The sequence below is a fragment of the Microbispora sp. H10836 genome, assembly GCF_012999525.1.
In the GTDB taxonomy this organism is placed as follows: domain Bacteria; phylum Actinomycetota; class Actinomycetes; order Streptosporangiales; family Streptosporangiaceae; genus Microbispora.
On record NZ_JABBWU010000025.1, the window covers coordinates 97,997 to 124,541 of the forward strand.

Annotated in this window: 21 protein-coding genes; 7 read left to right on the forward strand and 14 right to left on the reverse strand. The window is 70.1% G+C overall.

What is annotated here, in order from left to right:
* Positions 1-83 precede the first annotated feature (83 nt).
* Positions 84-866: a hypothetical protein gene (locus tag HHX30_RS34245; protein ID WP_169987455.1), complete on the reverse strand. Its 783-nt coding sequence runs from the start codon at positions 864-866 to the stop codon at positions 84-86.
* Between the two features lie 88 nt (positions 867-954).
* Between HHX30_RS34245 and HHX30_RS34250 the strand changes: the two genes are divergently transcribed.
* Positions 955-4,059, forward strand: a complete 3,105-nt coding sequence (locus HHX30_RS34250; RefSeq protein ID WP_169987456.1) for a BTAD domain-containing putative transcriptional regulator — start codon at positions 955-957, stop codon at positions 4,057-4,059.
* Positions 4,060-4,065: 6 nt separating this feature from the next.
* On the opposite strand, the gene HHX30_RS34255 is transcribed toward HHX30_RS34250, so the two are convergent.
* Positions 4,066-4,914 carry an ABC transporter permease gene (locus tag HHX30_RS34255; protein WP_169987458.1) on the reverse strand — a complete coding sequence of 283 codons (849 nt, stop codon included), beginning with the start codon at positions 4,912-4,914 and terminating at the stop codon, positions 4,066-4,068.
* Positions 4,911-5,894, reverse strand: coding sequence for an ATP-binding cassette domain-containing protein (locus HHX30_RS34260; RefSeq protein WP_169987459.1), 984 nt, complete (start codon positions 5,892-5,894; stop codon positions 4,911-4,913). The genes HHX30_RS34255 and HHX30_RS34260 overlap by 4 nt, the downstream gene beginning before the upstream one ends.
* 257 nt (positions 5,895-6,151) lie before the next feature.
* On the opposite strand from HHX30_RS34260, the gene HHX30_RS34265 reads away from it, so the two are divergent.
* Genes HHX30_RS34265 through HHX30_RS34275 form a run of 3 tightly spaced genes read left to right on the forward strand, consistent with a single transcriptional unit; the run spans position 6,152 to position 8,783 of the window.
* Positions 6,152-6,985 carry a CPBP family intramembrane glutamic endopeptidase gene (locus HHX30_RS34265; protein ID WP_169987461.1) on the forward strand — a complete coding sequence of 278 codons (834 nt, stop codon included), beginning with the start codon at positions 6,152-6,154 and terminating at the stop codon, positions 6,983-6,985.
* Positions 6,982-8,127 (forward strand): histidine kinase, encoded by a 1,146-nt coding sequence (locus HHX30_RS34270; RefSeq protein WP_169987462.1) that lies wholly within the window; start codon positions 6,982-6,984, stop codon positions 8,125-8,127. The genes HHX30_RS34265 and HHX30_RS34270 overlap by 4 nt, the downstream gene beginning before the upstream one ends.
* Positions 8,124-8,783: a response regulator transcription factor gene (locus HHX30_RS34275; protein ID WP_169987464.1), complete on the forward strand. Its 660-nt coding sequence runs from the start codon at positions 8,124-8,126 to the stop codon at positions 8,781-8,783. The genes HHX30_RS34270 and HHX30_RS34275 overlap by 4 nt, the downstream gene beginning before the upstream one ends.
* A 69-nt stretch (positions 8,784-8,852) precedes the next feature.
* On the opposite strand, the gene HHX30_RS34280 is transcribed toward HHX30_RS34275, so the two are convergent.
* The 7 genes from HHX30_RS34280 to HHX30_RS34310 form a co-directional block, all read right to left on the reverse strand.
* The gene (locus HHX30_RS34280; RefSeq protein ID WP_169987465.1) at positions 8,853-10,580 is read right to left on the reverse strand and encodes an IlvD/Edd family dehydratase; all 1,728 of its coding nucleotides are present in this window, start codon (positions 10,578-10,580) and stop codon (positions 8,853-8,855) included.
* A gap of 52 nt (positions 10,581-10,632) precedes the next feature.
* Entirely contained in the window at positions 10,633-11,514 is an 882-nt protein-coding gene (locus HHX30_RS34285) for a carbohydrate ABC transporter permease (RefSeq protein WP_169987467.1), read from the reverse strand.
* Positions 11,514-12,455: a carbohydrate ABC transporter permease gene (locus HHX30_RS34290; RefSeq protein WP_169987469.1), complete on the reverse strand. Its 942-nt coding sequence runs from the start codon at positions 12,453-12,455 to the stop codon at positions 11,514-11,516. Before HHX30_RS34290 ends, HHX30_RS34285 begins: the two co-directional genes overlap by 1 nt.
* 75 nt (positions 12,456-12,530) lie before the next feature.
* On the reverse strand, positions 12,531-13,928 hold the full coding sequence (locus HHX30_RS34295) for an extracellular solute-binding protein (protein WP_211593044.1): 1,398 nt from the start codon (positions 13,926-13,928) through the stop codon (positions 12,531-12,533).
* A 198-nt stretch (positions 13,929-14,126) separates the two neighbouring features.
* Complete coding sequence (locus HHX30_RS34300) at positions 14,127-16,304, reverse strand: esterase family protein (protein WP_169987471.1); 2,178 nt, start codon at positions 16,302-16,304, stop codon at positions 14,127-14,129.
* 163 nt (positions 16,305-16,467) lie between these two features.
* Complete coding sequence (locus tag HHX30_RS34305; protein ID WP_169987472.1) at positions 16,468-17,505, reverse strand: LacI family DNA-binding transcriptional regulator; 1,038 nt, start codon at positions 17,503-17,505, stop codon at positions 16,468-16,470.
* 166 nt (positions 17,506-17,671) lie between these two features.
* Positions 17,672-20,071, reverse strand: a complete 2,400-nt coding sequence (locus tag HHX30_RS34310; protein WP_211593047.1) for a glycoside hydrolase family 3 N-terminal domain-containing protein — start codon at positions 20,069-20,071, stop codon at positions 17,672-17,674.
* Between the two features lie 136 nt (positions 20,072-20,207).
* Between HHX30_RS34310 and HHX30_RS34315 the strand changes: the two genes are divergently transcribed.
* A complete protein-coding gene (locus HHX30_RS34315; RefSeq protein WP_211593049.1) occupies positions 20,208-21,077 on the forward strand; it encodes a fumarylacetoacetate hydrolase family protein in 870 nt (289 codons plus the stop codon).
* A 45-nt stretch (positions 21,078-21,122) separates the two neighbouring features.
* Here the strand turns inward: HHX30_RS34315 and HHX30_RS34320 are convergent, their stop codons facing one another.
* The 3 genes from HHX30_RS34320 to HHX30_RS34330 form a co-directional block, all read right to left on the reverse strand.
* Entirely contained in the window at positions 21,123-22,385 is a 1,263-nt protein-coding gene (locus HHX30_RS34320; RefSeq protein WP_169987474.1) for an MFS transporter, read from the reverse strand.
* 289 nt (positions 22,386-22,674) lie between these two features.
* A complete protein-coding gene (locus tag HHX30_RS34325) occupies positions 22,675-23,079 on the reverse strand; it encodes an SRPBCC family protein (protein ID WP_169987476.1) in 405 nt (134 codons plus the stop codon).
* 52 nt (positions 23,080-23,131) lie between these two features.
* Positions 23,132-23,839 (reverse strand): SDR family NAD(P)-dependent oxidoreductase, encoded by a 708-nt coding sequence (locus HHX30_RS34330; RefSeq protein ID WP_169987478.1) that lies wholly within the window; start codon positions 23,837-23,839, stop codon positions 23,132-23,134.
* A 102-nt stretch (positions 23,840-23,941) separates the two neighbouring features.
* Between HHX30_RS34330 and HHX30_RS34335 the strand changes: the two genes are divergently transcribed.
* Both HHX30_RS34335 and HHX30_RS34340 read left to right on the forward strand, forming a co-directional pair.
* Positions 23,942-24,781 carry a helix-turn-helix transcriptional regulator gene (locus HHX30_RS34335; protein ID WP_169987479.1) on the forward strand — a complete coding sequence of 280 codons (840 nt, stop codon included), beginning with the start codon at positions 23,942-23,944 and terminating at the stop codon, positions 24,779-24,781.
* A 132-nt stretch (positions 24,782-24,913) separates the two neighbouring features.
* Complete coding sequence (locus HHX30_RS34340) at positions 24,914-25,948, forward strand: LacI family DNA-binding transcriptional regulator (protein WP_169987481.1); 1,035 nt, start codon at positions 24,914-24,916, stop codon at positions 25,946-25,948.
* Positions 25,949-26,022: 74 nt separating this feature from the next.
* On the opposite strand, the gene HHX30_RS34345 is transcribed toward HHX30_RS34340, so the two are convergent.
* Positions 26,023-26,545, reverse strand: a 523-nt coding sequence (locus HHX30_RS34345; protein ID WP_169987483.1) for a cellulose binding domain-containing protein, incomplete at its 5' end; no start/stop codon positions are given.

Sequence of the window (26,545 nt, forward strand, 5' to 3'; positions counted from 1 at the left end):
TTTCTCCTCCGTGGTTGGGTTCGCCGGGAACGCCCCGGTCTCACCCTCTACACGAACGGCGGACTGCCGGATCGACGGTGAGGTCAGCCGAAGCCGTAGCCAGGCCTTCCCAGAGCGAGCGGGCGTACGGCGAGGGCCAGGACGGCGCAGTAGATCGGGAGGAACACCTCCCACGTGTCGCCGGGCACCCCGGGCAATACGGGGCGCAGCAGCTGGTACGCGATGCCGAGGAGCAGCGCGGCGAGAGGATGGAGCAGGGACCGCCGCACAGCCGCCTCGCCTCTCTTCCATCGGACGGCCAAGGAGGCGAGCACGCAGACGATCGCCACGAGGACGGCGGCAAGTGTGATCACTAGCATCACGTCGCCGAGGCGCGGCGGCAGCGCCGCCGGGTTGCCGCCGGCGCCGCCGTCGCTGCGCGGCCAGTTGTAGGTGGCGGCGGTGAGCGATGCCACCACGACGGCGAACACCGAGAGCTTCGCGGCGATCGGCAGCGCCGGGCGCCCGTCAGGAAAGACGGCGGTGGCGAGCAGCAGCGGCGTCATGACCTGCGGTACCCAGATCCAGTAGTGCAGCCACGAATCCCAGCTCGCGGCCAATTCGTCGGACGCGATGACGAGGCCCGGAAGCTCGCACACCAGCCGGACCACGCCCAGCAGTCCGCCGAACAAGAGGATTCGCCCGATACTCCGGCTTTGGGCCCGCCCGCCCGCCCACGCTCCCGCCAGCAGCATCACACCCGCGCGGAGGGCCTCCACTACGGTCCCGTCGCGGGCGACGGGACCATCGGCGATCAGCATGACGATGACGGGGAGGGCAGCCAGTCCCAGCAGCGCCGTCCCCCAGAATCGGAGCGAAGCCCACATGGCAGACATGATCCGCGCGTAATGGTCCGGCCTCCAGATAGGTAAAACGAGAACGGGTGGACGGCCCGGTGAAGCCTAGACTGGCGCCATGCCGACCGACCTGAGCCTGCTCGCCGGGGTGCGGTGGCGGGGGCAGCCGGTGGTCGGCGAGAGGGCTCAGGCACTGCTCGCGACCCTCGCGTCCGCTTCCCGGACCGTGAGCGCGGACCGCCTCGTCTCCGAGGTGTGGGGGGACGACGAACCGGCCAATCCGGCGAAGGCGCTGCAGGTCCTGGTGTCCCGGACCAGGTCGGTCGTGGGGCCGGAGGCGCTGGTCACGGAGGGGGGCGGCTACCGGCTCGATGTCCCGCCCGATCGAATCGACGCGGGCCGACTGCATGGTCTGACGGACCGGGCGCGGGCGCTGCTCGTCGAGGACCCGGCCGCCGCGGCCGCGGCGGCCGAGGAGGCGCTCGCGCTGGGCGTCGGAGCGTTGCCGCCGGAGGGCGGCGGCCCGCTGGCCGAGGTGCGCCGGCGCGCGGCACGCGATCTGGCGGCCGCGCGGGTCGTGCTCGCCCGGGCCCGGAGCCGCAGTGGTGACCATGACATCGCCCTGCCCGAGCTCGAGGAGGCCGCGCGCGTCCACCCCGGGGACGAGGGGCTGCTCGCCGATCTCCTGCACAGCGAGGCCGCGGTACGCGGAACGGGCGCCGCGCTCGACCGCTTCGAGCGTTATCGGTCGAAGCTGCGCGACCGGGTCGGCGCCGACGTCGGCCCGGAGCTGCAGCGGGTCCATCGTGAGCTGCTGGCCCTCGACAACCCCGTGCGCGTCGGCGTGCGCTTCGACACGACCCCGCTGCTCGGCCGCGACGACGACCTCCGGCGGATACGGGCCCTGCTCGCCACCTCCCGGGTGGTCTCGATCCTCGGTCCGGGCGGGCTCGGCAAGACCCGGCTCGCCCATGCCGTCGCCCGCGAGGCCCCGCAGCCGGTGGTGCACTTCGTCGAACTGGTCGGCGTGACCGCGCCCGAGGACCTGGTCGGCGAGGTCGGGTCGGCGCTCGGCGTCCGCGACTCGGTGACCGGACGCCGCACGCTCACCCCGCGGCAACGCGCCGACGTCCGGGCCCGGATCGCCCAGCAGCTCGACCCGGCCCCGACGCTGCTGGTGCTCGACAACTGCGAGCATCTGGTGGAGGCGGTCGCCGACCTGGTCGCCTATCTGACCGCGACCACACGAGAGCTGCGCGTCCTCACCACGACCCGCTCGCCGCTGGCGATCGCCGCCGAACGCGTCTATCCGCTGCCCCAGCTGGGGACCGGTGACGCCATCGAGCTGTTCCGCGACCGCGCCACCGCGGCCCGGCCCGGAGTGCACCTCGACGAGGACGACGTACGCGCCGTCGTGGCCCGCTTGGACGGCCTGCCGCTCGCGATCGAACTGGCCGCCGCGAAGGTGCGGGTGATGTCACCGGCCGAGATCGCCCGACGGCTGGAGGACAGGTTCGCGCTGCTGCGCGGCGGTGACCGGAGCGCCCCCTCCCGGCACCAGACGCTGCTGGCCGTGATCGACTGGTCCTGGAACCTTCTCGGCGAGCGGGAGCGCCGGGCCCTGCGCCGCCTCTCGGCCTTCCCGGACGGCTTCGCCCTCGACGCGGCCGAGGAGGTGCTCGGCGACGGCGCTCTCGGCGACGTCGAGGAGCTCGTGGAGCAGTCCCTGCTCACCGTCGTGGAGACGGCCGAGGGCGTCCGGTACCGCATGCTCGAGACGGTGCGGGAGTTCGGCCGGGTGCGGCTGGACTCGGCCGGCGAGACCGACGAGGCGCGGGCCGCCGTACGCGCGTGGGCCGTCGGTCACGCCGACCGGCACGGCGCCCGGCTGTACTCGCCGGAGCAGGTCGACGCGATGGACCGGCTGCGTGCGGAGGAGACGAACCTCTCCGACATCCTGCGCGAGGCCCTCGCCGACCCCGACCAGGAGGCGGTCGTGATGCTGTTCTCGGCTCTGGGCGGCTTCTGGTCGATCCGCGGAGACCATCCGCGCAGCATCGTGCTCACCCCCGCCGTCGCCGCCGCCCTGAGCGGCTGGACGCCGCCGCCCCGGCTCCTCGACCGGACCCGGGCGGCCCTGAGCATCGCGCTGTTCAACACCATGATCGTCCCCTTGGGAGAGTCCGGGACGTTGACGCGGCTGCTGTCCGGGCTGGGCGCCGACTCGGCGAACCCCGCCCTCCGGGCGACGGTGACCGCCCTGCTCGCAGCGGCGTCGGATCCCGAGCACGGCCTGGACAAGCTGACCGCCGATCCCGACCCCATGATCCGCCGGATCGCGCTGCACTGGCTGAGCCACGGCCGGGAGAACGTCGGCGACCCGGTCGGCGCGATCGAAGCGGCCAGAGCCGCCCTCGAACTCGTCGGCGATGACGGCGGTCCCTGGCACCGGGCGGTGCTGCACACGCAGTTGGCCAGCCTGTACGCGCACCTCGGTGACTCCGCGTCGGCCTCCGGGCACGCCGTCCAGGCGCTCCCGGTGCTCGAACGCCTCGGAGCGGTGGACGACGCCGTCCAGATCCGCGCCGCCCTCGCCATGGCGGCGCTCGCCGAGGGCCGCCGCGACGAGGCCGCGCGCATGGTCGACGACCTGGAGGCGCTCGCCTCCCAGGGCACCTACGGGGAGGTCCTGTCGGTCGCGGCCGCCAGGGCCCAGCTGACCCTCGCCGACGGCGACGTCGCCGAGGGACTGCGGCGGCACCGCGAGACCGCAGAGGCGCTGCGGAACCTGCGCGTCCCGGGCGCGGGGGGCGGTTTCACACCGTGGGGCGCCCTTGGCGAGGTCGTCGCGCTCTCGGCGTTCGCGCTGTACGGCGAGGGCGACGACGGCGCGGACCTCTTCGAGTCGTTGCGTGCCGAAGTCCGGACCGCCTTCAGGCTGGACCGCACGGACTACCCGGTGATGGGGATGGTGCTCGCCGGGCTGGGCATCTGGGGCCTGCGGAAGGGAGCGCTGCCCGCCGAGGAGGCGGTGCGGCTGCTCGTGCTCGCCGACAGGTTCGCCTACAACCGGTTCGTCCCGACGCTGCAGTGGTCGGTCCTGTCCGAGCACGCCGAACGGATCGCCCCCGGCGTCATGTCCCGGATCGCGGCGGAGTACGGCGAACGACGCGGCCCCGACCTGCTGGCCGAGGCGCATGCCGTCCTGGAACGGCTGTTCTGACACCGGCTACATCTTGCGGGAGTACGAGCGGACCGCCAGTGGGGCGAAGACCGCGACGACTACCGCGCAGCCGATGACCGCCCAGCCGACCTCGGCCGTCACGGCCCCGTCGTTGAACAGGTCGCGCACCGCGGAGACGACGTGCGACACCGGGTTGACCTTCACGAACGCCTCCAGCCAGCCGGGCAGCGTCTCGGCGGGGACGAAGGCGTTGGACAGGAAGGTGAGCGGGAACATGATCATCATTGAGATCCCCTGGACACTCTGCGCGGAACGCGCCATCGTGCCCAGCCAGGTGAAGATCCACGCCAGCGACCAGCCCGCGATCACGGTGAGCGCGATCCCGCCGACGCAGCCGAGCACACCGCCGCCGGGGCGGTAACCGATGAGCAGGCCGGTGACGACCGTCAGCACCGACGCGATGCCGTAACGGATCAAATCGGCGATCATCGGGCCGGCCAGAGGGGCGATCCTCGCGATCGGCAGGGACTTGAAGCGGTCGAAGACCCCCTTGTCCATGTCTTCGCGCAGTTGCACGCCCGTCGCCATGCAGACGGTCAGGGCCGTCTGGGCGAGGATGCCGGGGATCAGCACCGGGAGATAGTCCGACACGCTGCCGGAGATCGCGCCGCCGAAGATGAACGCGAACATCGCGGTGAACAGCAGAGGCTGGATGAGGACGTCGAAGAACTGCTCGGGCTTGCGGCGCATCTTCTTCAGGGCACGCCACGCCATGGACAGGGTCTGGACCCAGGTCTCCTGCAGCGAAGTGTGGGACGTCGTGCGGGCGACCACGACGGACGGGTCGACGCGCCGGGGGTCGAGCGGGGTCGGGGTAACGGTGGTCGTGGTCATCGGGCCGCCTCCATCTGGAGCTTGGTCTGGGATTCGTCGTCGGCGCCGTGGCCGGTCAGCGCCAGGAAGACCTCGTCCAGCGTCGGCTTGGCGACGCTCACCGAGGAGATGCCGAGGCCTGCCTCCCGCAGGCCGATCAGGACGTCCGCGGCCCGGTCGGGGTCGGGGAGGGGGATGTTCATGCGTCCCGATTCCGGGCTCAGGACCGGGTCCTCGCCCAGCAGCCGGCGGACGACGTCCGCGCCCAGGGCGGTGTCGGCGCCCTCCGCCAGGCTGAGCTGCAGGGTCGATTCGCCGACCTGGGTCTTCAGCGCGTCGGGGGTGTCCTCGGCGACCTTCCGGCCCCGGTCGATCACGGCGATGCGGTCGGCCAGCTGATCGGCCTCGTCCAGGTACTGGGTGGTCAGGAGGATCGTGGAACCGTCGGTGACCAGCTCGCGGATGGTGTCCCACATCTGGCCCCGGGTTCTCGGGTCGAGGCCGGTCGTGGGCTCGTCCAGGAAGATCAGAGGCGGGCGGGTGATCAGGCTCGACGCCAGGTCGAGGCGGCGGCGCATGCCGCCGCTGAACTGGGACAGGGGACGGTCGGCCGCCTCCTGAAGGTCGAAGCGGGCGAGCAGGTCGCCGGCGATGCTCTTGGCCCGGGTGCTCGTCAGGCCCTGCAGCCGGCCGAACAGCCACAGGTTCTCCCGCGCGGTGAGGTCCTCGTCCACCGAGGCGTACTGGCCCGTCACGCCCACCAACTGCCGGATGCGGTGGGGCTCCCGCCGGACGTCGACGCCGAAGATCTCCGCATGGCCGCCGTCGATGGGGAGCAGGGTGGCGAGCATCCGGAGGGTGGTGGTCTTGCCCGCTCCGTTGGGGCCCAGCACTCCGAAGATCTCGCCCTGCCGTACGTGAAGGTCGATTCCGTCCACGGCCCGGAAGTCGCCGAAGGTCTTGACCAGGCCGTCGGCCCGGACGGCACTGAGGTCCGCCATGACGCGTCTCCTCTCTCCGCCGGGTACCTCCCGGCGTACGAGAAGAGCTTCCGGGCCGCCGGATTCATCGCGGCTTCACGCCGGTTTCACCCCTGACCTGGCGGTTTCACCGGCCTGGGGTCGATTGCGCGTACGTGTCCCCCGTGAGAGCTACCGGCGAATGTCCACCGCACGGTGACGATTCCCGGCCGCCGGATCCCTAGCGTTCTCGGCGTAGCCGCGGCGCTCCGGTCGCGGAATCTCCCGAAGGAGTCGTCATGCGACTGTTGAAGCAGTTCGTGCCCGTCGCGCTGGTCGCCTTCGCCGGCAACGCGGCCGTGGGCGCGGTGCAGGGGAACGCGTTCCTCACCCTGATCTTCGGTGTCGCGACAGCCGTCCTCGCGGTATTCGTGTACGGCTGGGCGGTGCGATGGTCCGAGCGCCGCGCGCCGGTGGAGGTGGCCCGGGAAGGCGCCGTCCCCGCCGTCGGCCGTGGGCTGCTGATCGGAGTCGGCATGTTCGCGGCCGTCATCGTGAACCTCGCCTTCCTGGGGTACTACCGGGGTGACGGCCTCGGCTCGGTGACGGGCGCGGCCGGGCTGTTCGGCTTCATGGCCGCCGCCGCGGTGACGGAGGAGCTGATGTTCCGCGGCGTGCTGTTCCGGATCGTCGAGGGATGGGCCGGCACGTGGATCGCGCTGGTGCTGACCAGCCTGGTGTTCGGCCTGATGCACCTGACCAACGAGCACGCCAACCTGTGGGGCGCGATCGCCATCGCGATCGAGGCCGGCGGCATGCTCGCCGCCGCCTACGCCGCCACCCGCACCCTGTGGCTGCCGATCGGCCTGCACTTCGGCTGGAACTTCGCCGCGGCCGGCATCTTCAGCACCGAGGTCTCCGGCAACGGCGCGAGCGAGGGGCTGTTGAACAGCGTGACGTCGGGCCCGGCCCTGCTCACCGGCGGCGACTTCGGTCCGGAGGCGAGCCCGTACGCGGTGGTGTTCGGCCTGGCGCTGACGGTCGTGTTCCTGTGGCTGGCCCGCCGGCGCGGCAACCTGGTCCCCATGCGGCGCGGCGCCCGGGCGGACGCGACCGCTACGCTCACCCAGTGATCGACTTACGGCGGGTCACCGACCTGTGGCGGCGGTGCGACGTCGTGGTCCGGGACGCACCGTTCGGGCTGCTGCTGGCCGTTGTGTCCCTGATACCGGCGCTCTACGGCAAGGGGACGCAGGTCGGGGACCTGCCCGTCCGTCCCCTCGACGCACTGGCGCTCGTGGTGATCGCTCTGGAGTGCCTTCCGCTCGCCGTGCGCCGCCGGTGGCCGGCCGTGTGTCTGGCTCTGGTGACGCTCGGCTTCGTCCTCGACCAGATCCGCGCCTACCACGTCTTCGCGAGCAACGCGATGACCGTCGCGCTGATCAGCACGGGCGCCCATCTGGAGCGCCACCGGCGTGCCACCGTGATCCTCCTCTCCATGGCGTACGTGCCGCTGGCGGTCGCGCTCGACCGGCTCGGCGCTACGGAGAAGGTGGAAGGGTACGTGGTGTTCTACCTGACGCTGGTCCTCGCGTGGGGCATCGGGGCCTGGCTGCGCTCCACCCGGGCCGCCGAGACCGAACGCCGCCGCCACATCGCCGAGGCCACCCGCGCCGCCGAACGCACCCGCATCGCCCGCGAACTCCACGACGTCGTGACCCACCACGTGACGGCCATGGTCGTACAGGCCGAGGCGGCGCGCTACCTGACCACCGCGCCCGATCGGCTCGACGCGGCCCTGAGTGCCGTCACCGACACCGGCCGGCGGGCCATCGCCGACCTGCGGCACCTGCTCGACCTGCTCAACCCCGACCACGACACCGACACGATGCCGTCGGTCGGTGAATTGCACACCCTCGTGGAGCAGACCCGCCGGGCCGGGCAGCCGGTGGAGTTCACCGAGGAGGGCACGCCGGCGGAATCGCGCGGCAGCGCCGAAGTCGTGGCCTATAGGGTCGTCCAGGAATCCCTGACGAACGCTCTCAAGTACGCCCACGGCAGCCCCACGGTGGTCCGTGTGCGCTATGGCAAGGAGATCACCGTGGAGGTCGGCACCGACGGCTCCGGCTCGCGGGCCGGCTCGCCCGGCGGGAGCGGCCGGGGCCTCGCCGGGCTCCGCGACCGCGTGGACGCCCTCGGCGGCGAGTTCAGCGCCGGGCGGGCGGACGGCGGCTTCGTCGTACGGGCGCGCATCCCCGCGGGGAGCCCGTCGTGAACGCGCCGGTCCGGGTCCTGGTCTGCGACGACCAGGCGCTGATCCGCACCGGGTTCGCGACGATCATCGATGCGCAGCCCGACCTGGAGGTGGTGGGCGAGTGCGGGGACGGGCGCGCCGCGGTCGACCTCGCCCGCCGGCTGAACCCGGACATCGTGGTGATGGACGTACGCATGCCGGTGCTCGACGGCATCGAGGCGACCCGCCTGCTGGCCGGCGCCGGGGTGGAGCATCCGGTCAAGGTGCTCGTGGTGACGACCTTCAACCTGGACGAGTACGTGTACGAGGCGCTGCGCGCGGGGGCGAGCGGGTTCCTGCTCAAGGACGCTCCCCCGGCGCAGCTGCTGCACGGCATCCGCACCGTCGCGTCGGGTGCCGCGCTGCTGGCCCCCGAGGTGACGCGGCAGCTCGTCGGCAGGTACGCGGCGCGGATCCGCCCCGCCGAGGGCACACCGGACGACGTCGCGCTGACCCCGCGCGAACTGGAGGTGCTGCGCCTCATCGCCGACGGCCTGTCCAACGGCGAGATCGCCGCGGAGCTGGTCATCAGCCAGGAGACCGTCAAGACGTACGTCTCGCGCATCCTCACCAAGCTCGGCCTGCGTGACCGCGTGCAGGCCGTGGTCTACGCCTACCGCAGGGGCCTGGTGACCTGAGGCCCGCCGGACCGGCGCCCGCCGAGGTCCCGCACGGTCTCCGCGGCGGGCGCCGGTCCACGAGGATGATCAGTGTGAGTGGCGGGGCGGGGCGCTGCCGCTGCCGCCGGTGAGGAAGTCCAGGTCCGCGCCCTTGTCGGCTTGGAGGACGTGCTCGCTGTACAGACGCACCCATCCACGTTCGGCGGCCGGTCGCGGGGGCTGCCAGGCGGCGCGACGGCGCTCGAGCTCCGCGGCGTCGACCAGCAGGTCCAGACGCCGCGCCGGGACGTCGAGCCGAATCACGTCGCCGGTACGCACGAGTGCGAGAGGGCCGCCCACCGACGCCTCGGGGGCCACGTGCAGGACGCAGGTGCCGTAGCCGGTGCCGCTCATGCGGGCGTCGGAGATCCGCACCATGTCGGTGACCCCTTCGGTGAGCAGCCGCCGCGGCATGGGCATGTTACCCACCTCGGGAAAACCGGGGTAGCCGCGTGGTCCGGCGTTGCGTACCACGATGACCGTGTCGGCGGTGACGTCCAGATCCGGGTCGTCGGCCACGGCGATGTAGTCCTCGATCCGGTCGAACACGAGCGCCTGTCCGGTGTGCCGCAGCAGATGGGGCGAGGCGGCGGAGACCTTCAGCACGGCCCCGGACGGCGCGAGCGACCCGCGCAGCACGACGGTCCCCGACCCGGCGGGCTGGAACGGCTCCTCCATGGTGCCGATGACCTCCCGGTTCCAGCACTGGGCACCGCTGACGTTGTCGGCCACGCTCTTGCCGCTGACGGTGACGTGGTCCAGGTGCAGCAGGGGGGCGATCTCCTTCATCACCGCCGGGAGCCCGCCCGCGTACGCGAAGTCCTCCATCAGGTGTGTGCCGGAGGGCATCAGGTTCACCAGCATGGGCACGTCGGCGGTGAGCGTGTCGAAGTCCTCCAGCGACAGGGGTACGCCGAGGCGCCCGGCGATCGCCAGCAGGTGCACCACGGCGTTGGTGGAGCCGCCGATCGCGGCGTTGACCCGGATGGCGTTCTCGAAGGCTTCGCGGGTGAGCACGGTGGACAGCCGCTGGTCCTCCTCGACCATGGCCACGATCCGGCGCCCGGCGGCGTGCGCGAGCGCGTACCGGCGGGAGTCGACCGCCGGTACGGCGGCGGCCCCCGGCAGCTGGACGCCGAGCGCCTCGGTCACGCAGGCCATCGTGGAGGCGGTCCCCATGGTCATGCAGTGCCCGCGGCTGCGGGACATGCAGATCTCCGCCTCGGCGCAGTCGGCCGCCGTCATCCGGCCGGCGCGCTGTTCCTCGGTGAAACGCCACACGTCGGTGCCCGATCCGATGTCCCGGCCACGGAACTTGCCGTTCAGCATCGGACCACCGGTGATCATCAAAGTGGGCAGGTCGACGCTGGCCGCGCCCATCAGCAGCCCGGGCGTGGTCTTGTCGCAGCCGGACAGCAGCACCACCCCGTCGAGCGGGTTGGCGCGGATCAGTTCCTCGGCCTCCATCGCCAGCAGATTGCGGTAGAGCATGGTCGTCGGCCGCATCAGCGGCTCCCCCAGGCTCATCGCCGGAAACTCCAGTGGCAGGCCGCCGCTCTCCCACACGCCGCGCTTCACCGACTCGGCCAGGTCGCGCAGGTGGGCGTTGCACGGCGTCAGTTCCGACCACGTCGTGGCGATGCCGACCACCGGCCGGCCGTCGAAGACGTCGTCCGCGAACCCCTGGTTGCGCATCCACGATCGATGGATGAACCCGTTGCGGCCCTCCGCTCCGAACCACTGCTGGCTACGCAGCGGGCGATTCGTCATCGACATCGGGACACCTCTCTGTCATTTGGATTTGCTGCTGCTGGACGACCGGCCGCGGCTATCTCAGGCCTCCGACGGACAGTCCGCCGCGCCAGTGCCGCTGGAGGGTGAAGAAGGCGATGATGAGCGGGACCACCGAGACGAGCGCGCCCAGGATGATGAGGCTCCAAAGAGAGGTGCTACCCGCGTTGTTCGCCGAGGCGATTCCCTGCCAGAGGCCGAGCCCGACGGTGACGGGGAAGAGCCGGTTGTCGGAGAGCATGGCGAGGGGCAGGAAGTAGTTGTTCCAGGACGCCACGGCGGACAGGAGCAGCACCGTGACCACCGCGGGCCGCATCAGCGGAAAGGCGACCTGGAGGAACGTCCGCAGTTCACCCGCGCCGTCGACCCGCGCCGCGTCCAGGATCTCGTCGGGCACCGCGTCGCGCGCGTACACGTGCATCAGGTAGACGCCGAACGGATTGAGCAGCGACGGAAGGATCACCGCCCAGATCGTGTTCGTCAGGCCGAGCCCGGAGAACATCATGAAGGTGGGGATCACCAGGGCGGTCGCGGGCACCATCAACGCGCCCAGCAGGACCGAGAAGCTGAAGCGCCTGCCGGCGAACCGGTATTTGGCGAATCCGTAGCCGGCCAGGACGGCCAGGACCGTGGCGCCGATCCCGCCCGCGAACGCGTACAGCGTGGAGTTGAGGATCCACCTGCCGTAGATGCCGCCGTCGAAGGTGAACAGCCGCTGGAGGTTCCCGAAGTAGTCGACCGAATCGGCGAACCACAGGGTGTTGCTGCCGCTGAACAGGCCGGGGGCGTCTTTGGAACTGTTGACGATGACCCACCAGAACGGCACCAGGAAGTAGACGACCAGGAAGCCGAGGAAGATCTGCAGCGGGAGATGGCGCTGGGGACGGCGGCGTACGCCGGCGCGGGAGCTGCCGGTCATCAGAAGAAGCTCCTCCGCTTGCGGGTGAAGAACAGGAAGGCGTAGACGCAGACGAACACGATCCCGCCGAGGGCGAAGGAGATCGCCGATCCGTAGTTGAAGTTCGCGAGCCCGAACGCCTGCTGGTAGGCGTACATGTTGGGGGTGAATCCCGGCGAGATCGTGCCGGCCGCGAGATAGCGCAGGATCTGTGGTTCGTTGAAGAACTGCAGGGTGCCGATGAGCGAGAAGACCAGGATCAGGAGCAGCGCGGGGGCGATCAGCGGGATTTTGATCCGGAGCGCGATCTGCCATTTCCCGGCGCCGTCCATGCGGGCGGCCTCGTAAAGCGTCGGGTCGATTCCCTGGAGCGCCGCGTACAGAATGATCATGTAGTAGCCGGCCCACTGCCAGGTGACGACGTTGATCAGGCCGTAGAAGATCAGATTGCTGCTGAAGAAGTCGGGCGCGGTGGCGCCGAACAATCCGAAGATGTCGGTGAGCGGCCCGAAGCTCTTGCTGTAGAGGAATCCCCACATGACCGCCCCGATGACCGTGGGGATGGCGTAGGGAAGGAAGATCATGAGGCGGGAGAAGCGGGTGAACAGCGAGGTCACGGCATCCAGGATGAGTGCCATCGCGAGCGCGATGACGATCTGCAGCGGGATGGCGACGAGCGAGAAGCGGATGACGAACCACGCCCCGGACAGGAAAGTCGGGTCGGTGAACGCCTTCACGTAGTTGCCGAGGAAGACGAAGCTGGTGCCGCCGATCAGCTTCTTCTGCCAGAGGCTGAGGTAGAACGCGTACGCGAGCGGCGCGATGAGAAGCGCCAGGAAGACGATCGCGAACGGCCCGACGAAGAGCCACCCCATCAGGTGCTCACGGAGGCGCACCTTGCCGCGGACCTTGTGCGCTTTCTCTTGAGTGCTCGCTGCACTCTCCTCGATCAGGAGGGTCATTGTGGGCTCCGGGAAGTCGATGCTGGGGGTGACGGGCGGGCCGGCCGGGGACGCCCGGCCGGCCCGCCCGTGGTGTCACTGGACGGTGAACCCTTGCTCCTTGGCGTAGCCCACCACGTCCTCCTGGAGCCGGTCGGCGGCCTGCGCACCGGTGACGGAGCCCTCGATGACCGCGCTGACCTGCTTCGTCATGGCGTCGAAGTAGTACTGGCCGAACGGGGCGTAGGTCATGCCCTTGTAGGCGTTCGCCGCCGGGACGTAGACCTCCTTGTTCGCCTGCTGACCGTCGAAGAAGTTCACCTTCAGGTCCACGAACTCGGGACTGTTGAGCGCCTTGAGGTTCAGCGGGAAGATGATCTGGTTGGTCCAGCCGTCCTTGAGCGACTCGTCGTCGGCGTAGAGGCCGTACGCCGCCTTCGCCGCGAGTTCGGGGTTCTTCGCCTGGCTCGTCACCGAGAAGGCCGACCCGCCCCAGTTCACCTGCACCGGATTGCCGGGATCCCACTGCGGGAGCGGCGCCACCGCCCACTTACCGGTGTCCTCGCCCTTGCCGACGCCCGCGCCGGTGAGGTATCCGGGCGCCCAGGCCGCCGAGATGTACGTCGCGTACTTGCCGTTGACCACACCGGCGATGTACTCCGGCGTGAACTGGTCCTGCGTCCCGACCAGGCCCTTCTTGGCGAGGCTCCCCCAGTAGTCGAGCACGTCCTTGGACGCCTGGTCGTTGAGCTTGATGCCGATCGTCTCCGGCTGCGCCGGGTCGTAGGTGAACGGACTCGCGCCCTTCTGGATCTGCAACGCCATCAGGACGGCCGGCACGTTCGCGCCCAGGTCGCCGAACAGCGGGCCCCCCGCGTCCTTCACCTTCTGCGCAGCCTGCTCGTACTCGGCCCACGTCTTCGGTGGAGTGACCTTGTACTTGTCGAAGACGTCCTTCCGGTAGATCATCGCCATCGGGCCGCCGTCGACCGGAACGCCGTAGACCGCGCCGCCGATCGAGACGTCCTTCCACGCGCCCGGGCCGTAGTTGTCCTTGACGGCGTCATAGCCGTACTGCTTGATGTCGACGAGCGCCTTCTGGATCTGGAAGGTCGGGATCCGGTCCGCCTCGATCATGATCACGTCGGGCGCGCCGCTGCCCGCCGAGATGGCCGTCTGGAACTTGTCGTACTCGTCACCGCCCTGACCGACGTTGGTCCAGCAGACCTGCACCTCGTTGTTCTGCTTGTTGAAGTTGTCGACGACCAGCTGCATGTTGGGGTACCAGCCCCAGAAGGTCACGACCGGCAGGTCCTTCTTGCTGATCGTGTTCGTGCAGTTGCTCGCGTTGTTTCCGCCCGCGTCGTTCGCAGGCGCGGCGCTTCCGCCCGCGGTGTTCGCGCCCCCTCCCGCGTCGGGGGCGCAGGCGGCCAGCGCGCTCGCGGCGGCGAGCATGGCCGCCGTGACAATTAGTCTTTTCGTCTTCATTGACATGATCTCCCCTTCGGGGTCACAGCGCACAAGGGGTCCATGCGCCGCCGCTGAGGCCGAGCGATCGGCCGGGACGGGGCGCGGATGACACGATCCGCGCCCTGTCCCTCGTGCCGATTTCTCAATGTGAGCGCTCACACGCTCACGTGCGTGGCGAGCATCACCGGGGGCCCGGTGGTGTCGCCTCCAGTGCGCCTGGGATCAGCGCTTGAACAAGCGCGGTGCCAGGTCGATGAGGTTCTTCTGCCACACGTCCCAGCCGTGCGGCCCGGGGGTGACCCCGTCGAACTCGTAGCGGATGCCGAGGTTGTCCATCGTGGTCAGTCCCGCCATGAACGACGGGTACACGAAGTCGGTGACGTCGCCGACGTACACGCGCAGCAGCTTGGTCCCGTTGTTGATCGCCGCCACGTCGACGCCGGCGCTGCCGCCGAACCCCGCCGAGAACGCCGCGATGTAGGCGAACCGGCCCGGGTACGCCTTGAGCATCCCGATCGTCTGTCCACCACCCATCGAGAGGCCGGCGAGTGCCTGCTGCGACGGGTCGCCGGAGACGTTGTACCGGGCGCGTACGGCCGGGTCGATGTTCTCCAGCAGTTCCTTGTTGAAGTTGGACACGTTGCCGTTGCTCATCACGACCACCATCGGCACCAGGTTGCCGTCACGGTAGTGGTTGTCGAGAATCTGCTTGGCGCGTCCCATCTCGACCCAGTCCGTGTGGTTCTGGCCGCCACCGTGCTGGAGGTAGAAGACGGGATACGGCTCCGCGCGGTTCGGGTCGTAGCCGGGCGGGGTCCAGACCAACGCGGTCCGGTCCTGGTTCGTCACGTTGCTGCGGTACGTCAGGCTCTCGACCTTCCCGCCCTGACCGGCGGGAACGTCCGTGACCAGGCGTGCCCTCTCACCGGGGACGAGGAAGGTGCTCCAGGTGGGCTCGGTGGTCACCTTCGTCGGGTTCGACGCGTCCTTGACCGCGACCCGATCCACGATGAGCCGGTAGTAGTAGAACCACGGCTCGAACGGGCCCACGGTCGCCCGCCACCGGTCGCCCTCACGGGACAGCGGGACGCGCAGCCAGCTCCCGCCGGGAGCGATGTTCGCCCACACCGTGACGTGCTTGGCGTCCTTGAAGTCCGTCGTGGTCTCGAAGGTGACGAAGCCGTCCTGCACGAACGGCGTCGGCGTGGTGCCGGGCGCCGGCGGGGTGAACTCGCCCTTCAGCGGCTCGTGACCGGCGCTCGGACCGTGGTCCGACGCCTTACGGAACAGCCGCGGCAGGAAATCGATCAGGTTCTCCTGCCAGGCGGTCCAGTTCGCCCCGCCGTCGGGGTTGACCCCGTCGAACTCGTACTTGACGCGGGCGCGGTCCAGCGCCTTCGTCAGGCGGACGGTCGCGTTGTACGCGGGATCGGTCACGTTCCCGGTGTACAGACGCACCAGCTTGACACCGGGGTTCGGTCCGGGGCCGGGCTTCCCACCGGCGACCTCCGTGAGGAGGCCCGAGAACGAGCCGGCGTAGGCGAACTGGCCGGGGCCGGTCAGGGCGGCACGCAACGCCTGCGACCCGCCCTCGGACACACCGGCGATCGCCTGGTGCGCCGGGTCGCGGTGGACGCGGTAGGCGTCCCCGACCGCCTTGCGGAGGTCCTTGAGCTCCTTGTCGTCGTCCGGTCCGCGACCGTCGGTGATCACGACCACCATCGGCTCGATGGCGCCGTCGGCCGACAGGTTGTCGAGGATCTGCCCGGCACGACCGAGGTCGAGCCAGTCGGTGGCGCTCCTGTCCGTGCCGGACTGCAGGTACAGCACCGGATACGGCTTGCCGCCCTTGGCCGAGTACCCCGGCGGGGTCCAGACCAGGGCCGACCGCTCCTCCTTCTTGACCCGGTAGGTCAGGGTCTCGACCTTGCCGCCCTGTCCCTCGGGCGCGTCCGCCAGCAGACGCGCCGAGTCGCCCGGAACGAGGAAGGTGCTCCACAGAGGCTTGGACGCCACGGTGGTGCTGTTCGTCGGGTCCTTGAGGCCCTTGGTGTCGTCGCCCGTGACCTGGTAGTAGTACAGCCCCGGCTTGAGCGGGCCGAGGACCCCCGTCCAGGCGTTGGCCCCGCGGCTCAGGCCGAACTCCACCCAGGTGGAGGAGGGGCCGAAGTTCCCCTCGATGACGACCTGGGACACCTGACCCATGCCGGCCTGGACGTCTGCCGCCGGGACGCTGAACGACACGTAACCGTCAGCTGAGACGCTCAGCCACGGCGTGGCCGCCGTAGCCGGCCGCGGCGCGAGTAACACCGCCGCGAGCGCCATGACTCCGGCGACGATCACCGCCGCAAGCCGTCGTGCGCCCATGGGACGCGACCTGCCGTGATACAGTAAGGTCATACCGAAAACTCCTTGTGATGGTCGGCAGCGGGTAGGGCCGCTTAGCCGACCTAGCTTCTCGGTGTATGTGACGCGGTTTGTGTAGCTTTACCTCCGTTCGTCACTGGTTTGATGTGTTTTCCTGAACGCCAGGTGCACCTGGATGGTGCACCTGTGCGTCGTGTCAGGGTCTCTTTGTGATCTGCGGTGTCGTGATCCGCGGTGGTGCGGTGGAGCCGCGGACCACCAACCGGGTCGGAAGCAGTATTTGGCGGGGGCCCTCCCACTCGCCGGTCACCAGCGACTTGAGCATGCGCGCGGCCTCGTGTCCGAGGCGGTACATCGACTGGTCCACCGTGGTCAGCGCCGGCTCGGCCAGCGCCGACTCCGGAATGTTGTCGAATCCGACCACCGACAGGTCGCCGGGAACGTCGAGCCCCAACTCCTTCGCGACCTCCAGAACCTTCAGGGCCATTCCGTCGCTCGCGGCGAAGATCGCCGTCGGCCGGTCCGGCCCTTCCAGCAACGCGCGCGCCAGCGGGATCGCGGACTCGGGATTGAAGTCGCCCCTGCCGATCAACGTCGGATCGGCCGGAACTCCCGCTTCGGCCAGCGCCCTGCGGTAACCCTCCTCACGCGACCAGGCCGCCGCGAGGCTGGAACGGCCCGCGATGAATCCGATACGCCGATGGCCCAGGCCGAGCAGATGCTCGACCACCTGGGTGGCACCCGCGAGGTTGTCGGCCGTCACGGACGGCACCGTCGAGTCCCTCACCGGATCGATGACCACGACCGGAGTGCTGCTCCGCACCTCGCCCCAGGGCGTGACCACGATGCATCCGTCCGTGAGGGTGCCCGACAGGCGGGTCAGGTGCCGCTGCTCCCAGCCCTCCGAGTACGTCCCGTAGAGATCGCTGTTGGCATAGATGATCAGGTCGAAGCCGGACTGGCGCAGGGCATCCATCACGCCCTTGAGCACCTCGGCCGTATAGGACTGGAAGCTGTGCGTCACCAGGCCCAGAACGTTGGTGCGGCTGCGGCGCAGGCTGGTCGCCACGAGGCTCGACTCGTAGCCCAGCCGCTCGATGGCCGAACGGACCTGTGCGATGGTGCTGGCACTGACGCCGTAACGCCCGTTGACCACCCGCGACACCGTCGCGGTGGAGACGCCCGCCAGACGCGCGACGTCGCTCATCGTCACCGGCGTATCGCCGTCGGCCATGCCGCCCTCTCTACATTGCAATCGTTATCGGTTACGTTTCCAACGCTTAACGTAAGCGATAACGAATGCCAACACAAGACCCATTTCGGCCTCTCAGCGCGCCGACCGCATGTCCGAAAAGGACACGGCCGGATCGCCCCGATACCCCGCCCCACCTGCCGCGCCGTCATCTCGGCCACGCGGTCGCCGGCGGCACTTCCACGACGTCGACCGCGCCCGTGTAGGCCTTTCGGACCTCGGCCCGGTCGGCGTCGCCGGTGATGGCGAACGTGCCCGCGGGGGTAAGAGCACTAGAGGAGAAGCCGACATATACCTCAATATGTCCGGTTTCTATGGCGTAGTCCATGTTGCGGTTGTAGAAACCAAGCTGACCCGTCGGCAGACGGAACCGTATGGCCGTTCGCCGCCCCGGCCCGGCGTACACACGGGCGAAGCTCTTCAACTCGAGCACAGGCCGGGTGACCGTCGCCTGCGGATCCCGGATGTAGAGCTGGACGACTTCCTCGCCTGCCCGATCGCCCGTGTTGGCCACGGTGACTTCCACGGTGACGCTGTCCCCGGCGGTCACTTCGGCGCGGTCCAGCGTGACGTGTTCGACGACGAACGGGGCGTAGCCGAGTCCGTGACCGAAGGGGTATCGCGGGCTGACGGGCGAGTCGACGTAGTCGCCGTGCCAGTGCGACCGTCCGCCGGACACCTTGTGCCCGTAGAAGACGGGTATCTGGCCCACGGAGCGCGGGTAGGAGATCGGCAGCTTCCCGCTCGGGTTCACCTCGCCGAGCAGCACCTCGGCGATCGCCTGCGCCCCGGTCTCCCCGGGCAGCCAGGCCATCAGCACCGCGGCGCACTCCTCGTGCAGGAAGTCGCCGCCGACCGGCCGGCCGGCGACGAGCACCGCCACCACGGGGGTGCCGGTGGCGACGACGGCACGGACCAGGTCCTCCTGGACACCGGGCAGCTCCAGGCTGGACCGGTCCCTCGACTCGCCCGTCGTGGCCCGGGTCGTCAGCCCCGAACGGTCTCCCAGGACCAGCACCGCGACGTCGGCAGCCGCGGCGGCCGCGACCGCCTCGTCGAAACCGTCCCTCGACGCGTCGATCACATCGCACCCGTGCGCGTAGCGCACCCGGTCGCCCAGGCGAGCCGTGAGCTCGTCGCGCACCGTGGGCACCCCGTCCGTGCTCTCCTCTATCTCGAGGTCGTCCGGCACCGTCATCGTCTGGCCGAGCAGCCCCTTCCGCTCGCGCGCCTCCAGCAGCGACTCGACATGCGCCGCGAAGGAGTAGTCACCGAGCAGATGCCGGGCGCTGTCGGCGTTGGGCCCGATGAGGGCGACCGTTCCGGCGCCCGGCCGCAGCGGCAGCACGCCCTCGTTCTTGAGCAGGACGAGGCTGCGGCGAGCCGTCTCGAGCGCCACCTCCCGGTGCCGCTCGGCGTTCACCGTCACCGCGACCGCGGTCTCGTCGACGTAGGGGTTCTCGAACAGGCCGAGCTCGAACTTGTGCCGGAGGACCCGTGCGACCGCTTCGTCCAGTTCCCCCTCGCCGACCTCACCCGCGTCCAGGGCGCGTGCCAGCGCGTCCGCGTACACGTCCGTCGCCGGAAGCTCGACGTCGGTGCCCGCGGTGAGCGCCGAAGCCGCCGCCCGCCGCTTGTCCTCGGCGAAGTGGTGATACGAATGGAGATCGTCGACGGCGAAGTAGTCCGACACGACGGTGCCCGTGAAGCCCCACTCCCCACGGAGGACATCGGTGAGAAGCTCACGGTTGGCATGGCAGGGGATCCCGTCCAGCTCGTGGTAGCCGGCCATCACCGACTGGAGGCCCGCCTCCCGGACCGCCGTCTCGAACGGATACAGATACACCTCCCGCAGCAGACGAGGTGGCAGGTGCGCCGGAGCCCAGTTCAACCCGCCCTCGGACGCCCCGTAACCGACGAAGTGCTTGGCCGTCGCGATGACGCCCTCCGCCGGAGAAGCGCCCTGGAGGCCCCGGATGAACGCCACGCCCATGCGGGCCACCAGATACGGGTCCTCGCCGTAGGTCTCCTCCGTCCGGCCCCACCGCGGGTCCCGCACCACGTCCAGCACCGGTGAGAGCCCCTGGTGGCTTCCCATCGCGCGCATCTGCGCACGGACGGCATCCGCCAGCCGCCGGTTGAGCTCCGGCTCCCAGGTGCTCGCGACCCCGATCGCCTGGGGGAAGATGGTCGCCTCGCGCGCCATCAAGCCGGAGCACACCTCCTCGTGCACGATCGCCGGAATCCCCAGCCGGGTCTGCGTCACCAGAAACCGCTGGATCGCGTTCGCCACGCGCGCCACCTGTTCGGCCTTGAGATTGGTGGCTCCGGCGACCCGGGTCACGTGCCCCAAGCCGTGCCGAAGGACCGTCCGTGCCCGCTCCTCCGCGTACCGGCCGCCGTCCATCACCGAGAACGCCCAGACGCTTCCCAGCTGTGCGAGCTTCTCCTCCCGGGTCATCCGGGCAAGCAGATCCTCCACGCGCTCCCCAACGGGAGCGGCCCGATCGGTGTAGATCGCCCCGGACTCCTGCCTGACAGTGGTCACCCGATCACCCCATTCCGCCTTTGCAAACGTAATCGGTAACGTTTACAACGTCACCGTCGCCGATCACAATGACTTTGTCCAGAGCTCGCATCGGAGCGCCTGAGGTCATGCGCTTCACGGTGGAAGGGAAACCGGAGTGCACATCGTTAGGTATCGGCGGCATGCCGACCCCCGCCCACGCGTCGCGGTGGTGAATGACGGCATCCTGTCCACCCTGCCGGTCGCCGGCATGTTCGAGCTTCTCCAGCACCGGAAGGAGGACATCGAGCGGATCTGCGCCGCCGCCACCCCCGACGGCCTGCTCAGCGAGGTGCGGCCGCTCGCACCCGTGGACGGCGCCATGGAGGTCTGGGCGTCAGGCGTGACCTACCTGCGTTCTCGGGACGCACGAGTGGAAGAGAGCGCCCTCAAATCGGTCTACGAGCTGGTCTATGACGCCGAGCGTCCCGAGTTGTTCTTCAAGTCGCCCGCCTGGCGAGTGGTCGTCGACGGCGAACCCGTCGGCATCCGCTCCGATTCGGTGCTCAACGTTCCCGAGCCCGAGCTGGCGCTTGTGGTGAACCGATTCGAGGAGATCGTCGGCTACGTCGTCTGCAACGACATGAGCTCACGGTCGGTGGAGGGCGAGAACCCGCTCTACCTGCCCCAGGCCAAGACGTACGCCGGCGCGTGCGCTCTGTCCTCCGGGATCAGACCCGCATGGGAGGTCGACCCCTCCGACCTCGCCATCCGCCTGACGGTCGCTCGCGAGGGCGCCCTCATCTGGGACGGCACGACCTCCACCAGTCAGATCAGGCGCCCGTTCACCGAGCTGACCGCCTACCTGTTCCACTCCGAGAACCATCCCCACGGGGTCGTGCTCTCCACCGGGACCGGCCTCGTGCCCGAACTCGACTTCCGGTTGCACGCGGGCGACCTGATCACCGTGACGATCCAGGAGGTCGGGGAGCTCCGCAACCAGGTTGTCGTGGGCAAGGACCACTTCGGCTTCCTGACGCCCCCGTGACACATGGGGGCGCTTCGGGCCGCGCAGCGGCTTCGGGCCGACAGCTCACGGCGTCCTGAGCGAGGAGGCCGCCTCCGCGGTGGGGTCCCCGCCGAGCGGAGCGACGTCGCTCTGAAAGCGGGACATCCCGCGCAGGAAAACGGTCGCCATCGGCACGGCGAATCCGGCGACCGCGCCGATCAGCAGCAGCGTCGAACGGCCGATCGCCGCGCCGGCCGGACCGGTCAGCGTCAGGCCGAGGGGCGTCATGACCGAGGCGGCCAGCCAGTCGACGGAGGTGACCCGGGCGAGGCGCTCCGGCGGGATCTCCCTCTGGAGGTTCACCACCCACTGCACGGCGAAGATCTCCAGCCCGAGACCCGCGGCGATGTAGCACGCGTACACGAACTCCGGCGACACCGGCCAGGCGAGCGCGAGCGGCACGACGCCGTAGAGAGCGAGCCCGGTGATCGCGGCCAGCCCCGGCCTGCCGGGTCTCCACCTCATGCCGATCAGCCCGCCCGCCAGGCCCCCGACCGACAGCAGGGCGAGGGCGGTTCCGTAGACGGCGTCGCCGCCGAAGGTCTCACGGGAGACGAGAGGCAACAGGACCTGCGCCGGCGCGATCGTGAGCATCTGCTGGAGCGCGACGGCGATGATGACCCCCAGGACCCACCGCCGCCGTGAGACCTCGGCGAGTCCGTCGCCGATCTCCCGCACGGCCGACGCCCGCGGTCCCGGCCTGACGACGGGTTCGCGCAGCGGCAGGAGAAGGACGAGGCCGAGCAGATATGCCGTCAGCACGGCGAAAAATCCGATCCCGGCGGACCACGCCGTCACGACGTACGCGCCGAGACCGGGCCCGATGACGGCACCGAGCCGCCAGGAGACGGCGGTCAGCGCCGCGCCGGCCGGACGCTGGCCGGGGGTGAGCACGGATGACAGGCACGCCTGGTAGGCGGGCCGGTGGAACGCCTCCGCCGCTCCGACGAGGAAGACCAGGAGCCCGAGGAGCCAGGTGGAGGTGTCGCCGGACAACCCGACGGCGGCCACACAGCATTGGAAACCCAGCGAGGCGACCATCACCGTACGGCGCGGCAGTCGATCCGCCCACAGCCCGCCGAGCAACGCGAACACGATGATCGCGACCCATCGGCAGGTGAAGATCGCGCCGACGGTCGAGGCCGTGCCACCCGCGTCGAGGGCCGCGATGGTTATCGTGACCGGAAAGATCTGGTCGCCCGCCACCGACATCGTGAAGCTGAGCCACAGCAGGCGGAATTCGCGATTTCGCCCCAGAGAACCGTCCGCGGAACGAGCCGGAACCATGAGCTTCCTCAAGCGACTGCGCATGGTAAGCAATGAATCCCGATCGAACGGAACCCGCAAGACGACGATCTGCTGCCCTGCCACGACGAGCCTTTCGTCATTCACTTCCTGACCGGCGATATCGCTGGTCAGGAAGCCCAGGCGTCATGAGGTCGTCCGGAATCCGGGCCGGTGGCCGCCGTTTCCCCGCGATATTCTCAGCGGCTCATTCCGCCATTCGAGAAGCTCCGCGACCCGCCAATTCTCCGCGCACACTCTCCCGCGTGCCGGACGAAATTCCGGTGCCGGTTCAGGCGCCCGGCGCTTCGAGCACCTGCTTCAGCCGGGTGAGGTCGGCCTGCACGAGGCCCGCGTCGCGGGCGAAGTCCTCGTCGCTCACGCCCGGAAGGCGACGCAGGGTGAACACCACCTCGCAGCCGTCGCCGTCGGGGATGACCCGCATCGGGTTGTGGACGACCTCGCCGGAGGGCAGCGTGACCTCATGGTCGAGGACGCCGTACGTGTTGCGCTCCACGAAGGCGAAGCCGACCCGGCCCGACGGTGTCACCACGAACCACTGTCCGTCGGCGTTCTCCACCGCCTCGCCGAGCCCGGGAGCCCAGGTGGGGAGATTGGCCGGGTCCGACGCGTATTCGTAGACCTCGTCCGCCGGCCGGTCGATTCGCTCGCTGATGTGTCGTGATTCCGCCGCCATGCACGTCAGTATTCCGGCAATGGCTTGTGGGCAGGGCCGGCGCGGACGCGAGTCACCAGGGAAGGGGACCCCCGGCGTCGAAGTAGCCCCCGGTCGGGCCGTCCCGGCCCACCTGCGCCATGCGGACGATGATCTCGGCGCCCTCCTTGACGGTCTGCGTGCCCGTGTGCCCGTTCAGGTCCGTGGCGGTGTATCCGGGCTCCACCGCGTTGATCCGCATGACTGGGAACGCCTTCGCATACTGCACGGTGATCATGTTGACCGCGGTCTTCGACGCCGGGTAGGCGACTCCCGGATACGCGTACGCCGGCGAGCCGGGGGTCGCGGCGCCGGCGAGCGAGGCCAGGCCGCTGCTCACGTTGACCACGACCGGCGCGGCGGACCGCTCCAGCAGCGGCAGGAACGCGTGGGTGACGCGCACCAGGCCGAAGACGTTCGTCTCGAACACGCGCCGCATCATGTCGGCGGTGGTCCCCGCGGCGCCGGTGACCGCGTTCGCCTCGGTGCGTTCCTCGATGCCGGCGTTGTTGACCAGCACGTCCAGTCCGCCGTACGCCTCGACGGTCTTCGCGGCGGCGGCCACGGACGCGTCGTCGGTGACGTCGAGGAGGACCCAGCGCGCGCCCAGCCGTTCGGCGGCCCGGCGCCCGCGCCCGGCGTCCCGGCTGCCGACGTAGACCGTGTGACCCGCCGCGACGAGCCGGCGGGCGGTCTCGAAGCCGAGTCCCTTGTTCGCTCCGGTGATCAGCGTTGTCGTCATGCCTCCAGGGTCCGCCCCGGCCGTACGGCCGGCCAGCGCCCCCCGCTTCCTGGGACTTCCGGTACCAGGCAGGACCTCGCCCGGCGGTGCAGACTTGGGTGCATGGCGACGACGGAGTTCGGCGGAGCGGTGCGCCGCTGGCGCGACCGCGCCTCGCCCGAGGCCGCCGGGCTGCCCGGCGGCGGGCACCGGCGCGCGGCCGGGCTGCGCCGGGAGGAGCTGGCCATGCTGGCCGGGATCTCCGTCGACTACGTCACGCGGCTCGAACAGGGCCGCGCGTCCAACCCGTCGGCGCAGGTCGTCGAGGCCCTGGCGAGGGCCCTGCGGGTGTCCGGCACCGAGCGCGCGCACCTGTTCCGGCTGGCCGGGCTGGCACCGCCCGGCCCGGAGACGGTGTCGGCGTACGTCACCCCCGGCGTGCAGCGGATGCTCGACCGGCTGGCCGGAACACCCGTCGCGGTCTACGACGCGTGCTGGACCCTGCTCATCGCGAACCCGCCGTACGCCGCGCTGATGGGCGATCCGTCCGGATGGCGCGGCGACCGGCGCAACGCGGTGTGGCGGCACTTCCTCGGCCCCGGCAGCCGGGCCCGGCACACCCCGGAGTCACTGCCGGCGTTCGAGACGGCCCTGGTCGCCGACCTGCGCGCGACCCGCGACCGCTACCCGGCCGACCAGCGGTTGCGGCGGCTGGTCGCGGATCTGTTCGCGAACAGCGACCGGTTCGCCGAGCTGTGGGACTCCGGCACCGTCGGCCGGCACCAGGCCGGGCGCAAAACCATCGACCATCCGGACGTCGGTCCCCTGACCCTGGACTGCGACGTGCTCACGGTGACGGACAGCGACCTGCGCGTCATGGTCTACACCGCCGAACCCGGAACCGAGGACGCCGAGCGCCTCGCGCTGCTCACCGTGCTCGGCACCCAGTCGCTCGCCGGGTAGCGCCGGCACGCCGGGGGCCGAAAGTTTTCGGGCGCGGTATGAAGCGCCAGCCGGGCAGTTCGCCGATTTCGTTGTCACGATGACCGAAACATTTAGAGCCATTAAGCGCAACTCGCCGTTAGACTGCGCCTTGTGACCGTTGTCGACGAGCCGTCCGCATCAGAACCAGAACCGCTGACCCTCGCGCAGCTCGCCGAGCTCGCGGGAGTGTCCAAGGCGACGGTCTCCAAGGTGGTGAACGGCCGCTCCGCGGTGGCGCCGGAGACCCGCGCGATGATCGAGGACCTCATCCGGGAGCACGGCTTCCGCAGGCAGCGACGGCGCTCCAGCCCCGCGGCCGTGCTGGAGCTGGTCTTCCACGAACTGGCGGGCGACTACCCGACGGAGATCGTCCGGGGTGTCGGGCAGATCGCGCGCGAGCACCACCTGGCCGTGGCGATCTCCGAGCTGGAGGGCCACCACACTCCCGGCGGCGACTGGCTGGAGGACGTGCTCATGCGCCGCCCCACCGGCGTCATCGCGGTCTTCTCCAACCTGACCGGCCTACAGCGGGAACGGCTCGCCACCCGCAAGATCCCCCTCGTCCTCCTGGACCCGACGGGCGACCCCGGCCACCGGACGCCCTCCGTGGGCGCGGGCAACTGGAACGGCGGGCTCAGCGCCACCCGCCATCTGCTGGAGCTGGGCCACCGGCGGATCGCCATCATCACCGGGCCGTCACACGCGTTGTCCAGCCGAGCCCGTCTCGACGGGTACCGCGCGGCGCTCGACACCGCCGGTGTGCCCGTCGACCCGGACCTCATCTGCCCGGGTGACTACCAGATCGAGGACGGACTGACGCACACGCACCGCCTGCTGCGCCTGCCCAACCCGCCCACCGCCGTCTTCGCCTCCAACGACGGCCAGGCCATCGGCGTCTACCACGCGGCCCACCAGCTGGGGCTGCGCATCCCGGAGGACCTCAGCGTCATCGGCTTCGACGACATGCCCCCGGTGCGCTGGGCCATCCCGCCGCTGACCACGATCCACCAGCCGCTGACCGAGATGGCGGCGGCGGCCGCCAGGATGCTGGTGACGCTCGCCAGAGGCGAACCCCTCCCCCATAACCGTCAGGAGTTCGCCACGACCCTCGTCGTACGCGGCAGCACCGCGCCGCCGAAGCGGTAGCTCGCCGGAGCCTCCGGTGCGGGCGGGGTCCTTGGTCCCGCCCGCACCGGAGGCGATCCTCGCCAGGAAGGGGGTCAGGGGCTGGTGCAGGTGACGGACGGGGTGGCCGCGCTGCCGTTGGCGGTGAAGCCGAAGGTGGTGGACGAGCCGGCCGCGATGGAGCCGTTGTAGTCCGCGTTGCGGACCGTAACGGAGGAGCCGGACCCGCTCGACACGCCGCTCCACAGGCTGCTGATGGTCTGCCCGCTCGGCCAGGTCCACTTCACGGTCCAGCCGTTGACCGCCGAACTGCCCGCCCGTACGGTCACCGTCGACTGGAACCCGCCCGGCCAGCTGTTGGTCGTCTCGATGGTCGCCGAGCACGCCCCCGTCACCGGAGACGGCGTCGAGGACGGGCTGGTACGCGGAGAGGGACTGGTGTTGGGGGACGGACTCGTGTTCGGAGACGGGCTGGTGTTCGGGGTCGCCGCGTTGAGTGCGTCGAGGACGGCGGTGTAGGCCTGCTTCTTGTTGTAGTTGCCGTCGAACAGCAGTGGGGTGTCGCCGCTGCGCCAGGAGTACTTGTCGGTGATGCCCCACACGGTGATGCCGGTGCAG

Excerpts from the sequence above, each read along its gene's own strand:
- HHX30_RS34245 (WP_169987455.1), bottom strand. The coding sequence starts at position 866 with ATGTGGGCTTCGCTCCGATTCTGGGGGACGGCGCTGCTGGGACTGGCT.
- HHX30_RS34250 (WP_169987456.1), top strand. The coding sequence starts at position 955 with ATGCCGACCGACCTGAGCCTGCTCGCCGGGGTGCGGTGGCGGGGGCAG.
- HHX30_RS34255 (WP_169987458.1), bottom strand. The coding sequence starts at position 4,914 with ATGACCACGACCACCGTTACCCCGACCCCGCTCGACCCCCGGCGCGTC.
- HHX30_RS34260 (WP_169987459.1), bottom strand. The coding sequence starts at position 5,894 with ATGGCGGACCTCAGTGCCGTCCGGGCCGACGGCCTGGTCAAGACCTTC.
- HHX30_RS34265 (WP_169987461.1), top strand. The coding sequence starts at position 6,152 with ATGCGACTGTTGAAGCAGTTCGTGCCCGTCGCGCTGGTCGCCTTCGCC.
- HHX30_RS34280 (WP_169987465.1), bottom strand. The coding sequence starts at position 10,580 with ATGTCGATGACGAATCGCCCGCTGCGTAGCCAGCAGTGGTTCGGAGCG.
- HHX30_RS34285 (WP_169987467.1), bottom strand. The coding sequence starts at position 11,514 with ATGACCGGCAGCTCCCGCGCCGGCGTACGCCGCCGTCCCCAGCGCCAT.
- HHX30_RS34290 (WP_169987469.1), bottom strand. The coding sequence starts at position 12,455 with ATGACCCTCCTGATCGAGGAGAGTGCAGCGAGCACTCAAGAGAAAGCG.
- HHX30_RS34295 (WP_211593044.1), bottom strand. The coding sequence starts at position 13,928 with ATGTCAATGAAGACGAAAAGACTAATTGTCACGGCGGCCATGCTCGCC.
- HHX30_RS34300 (WP_169987471.1), bottom strand. The coding sequence starts at position 16,304 with ATGACCTTACTGTATCACGGCAGGTCGCGTCCCATGGGCGCACGACGG.
- HHX30_RS34305 (WP_169987472.1), bottom strand. The coding sequence starts at position 17,505 with ATGGCCGACGGCGATACGCCGGTGACGATGAGCGACGTCGCGCGTCTG.
- HHX30_RS34320 (WP_169987474.1), bottom strand. The coding sequence starts at position 22,385 with ATGGTTCCGGCTCGTTCCGCGGACGGTTCTCTGGGGCGAAATCGCGAA.
- HHX30_RS34325 (WP_169987476.1), bottom strand. The coding sequence starts at position 23,079 with ATGGCGGCGGAATCACGACACATCAGCGAGCGAATCGACCGGCCGGCG.
- HHX30_RS34330 (WP_169987478.1), bottom strand. The coding sequence starts at position 23,839 with ATGACGACAACGCTGATCACCGGAGCGAACAAGGGACTCGGCTTCGAG.
- HHX30_RS34335 (WP_169987479.1), top strand. The coding sequence starts at position 23,942 with ATGGCGACGACGGAGTTCGGCGGAGCGGTGCGCCGCTGGCGCGACCGC.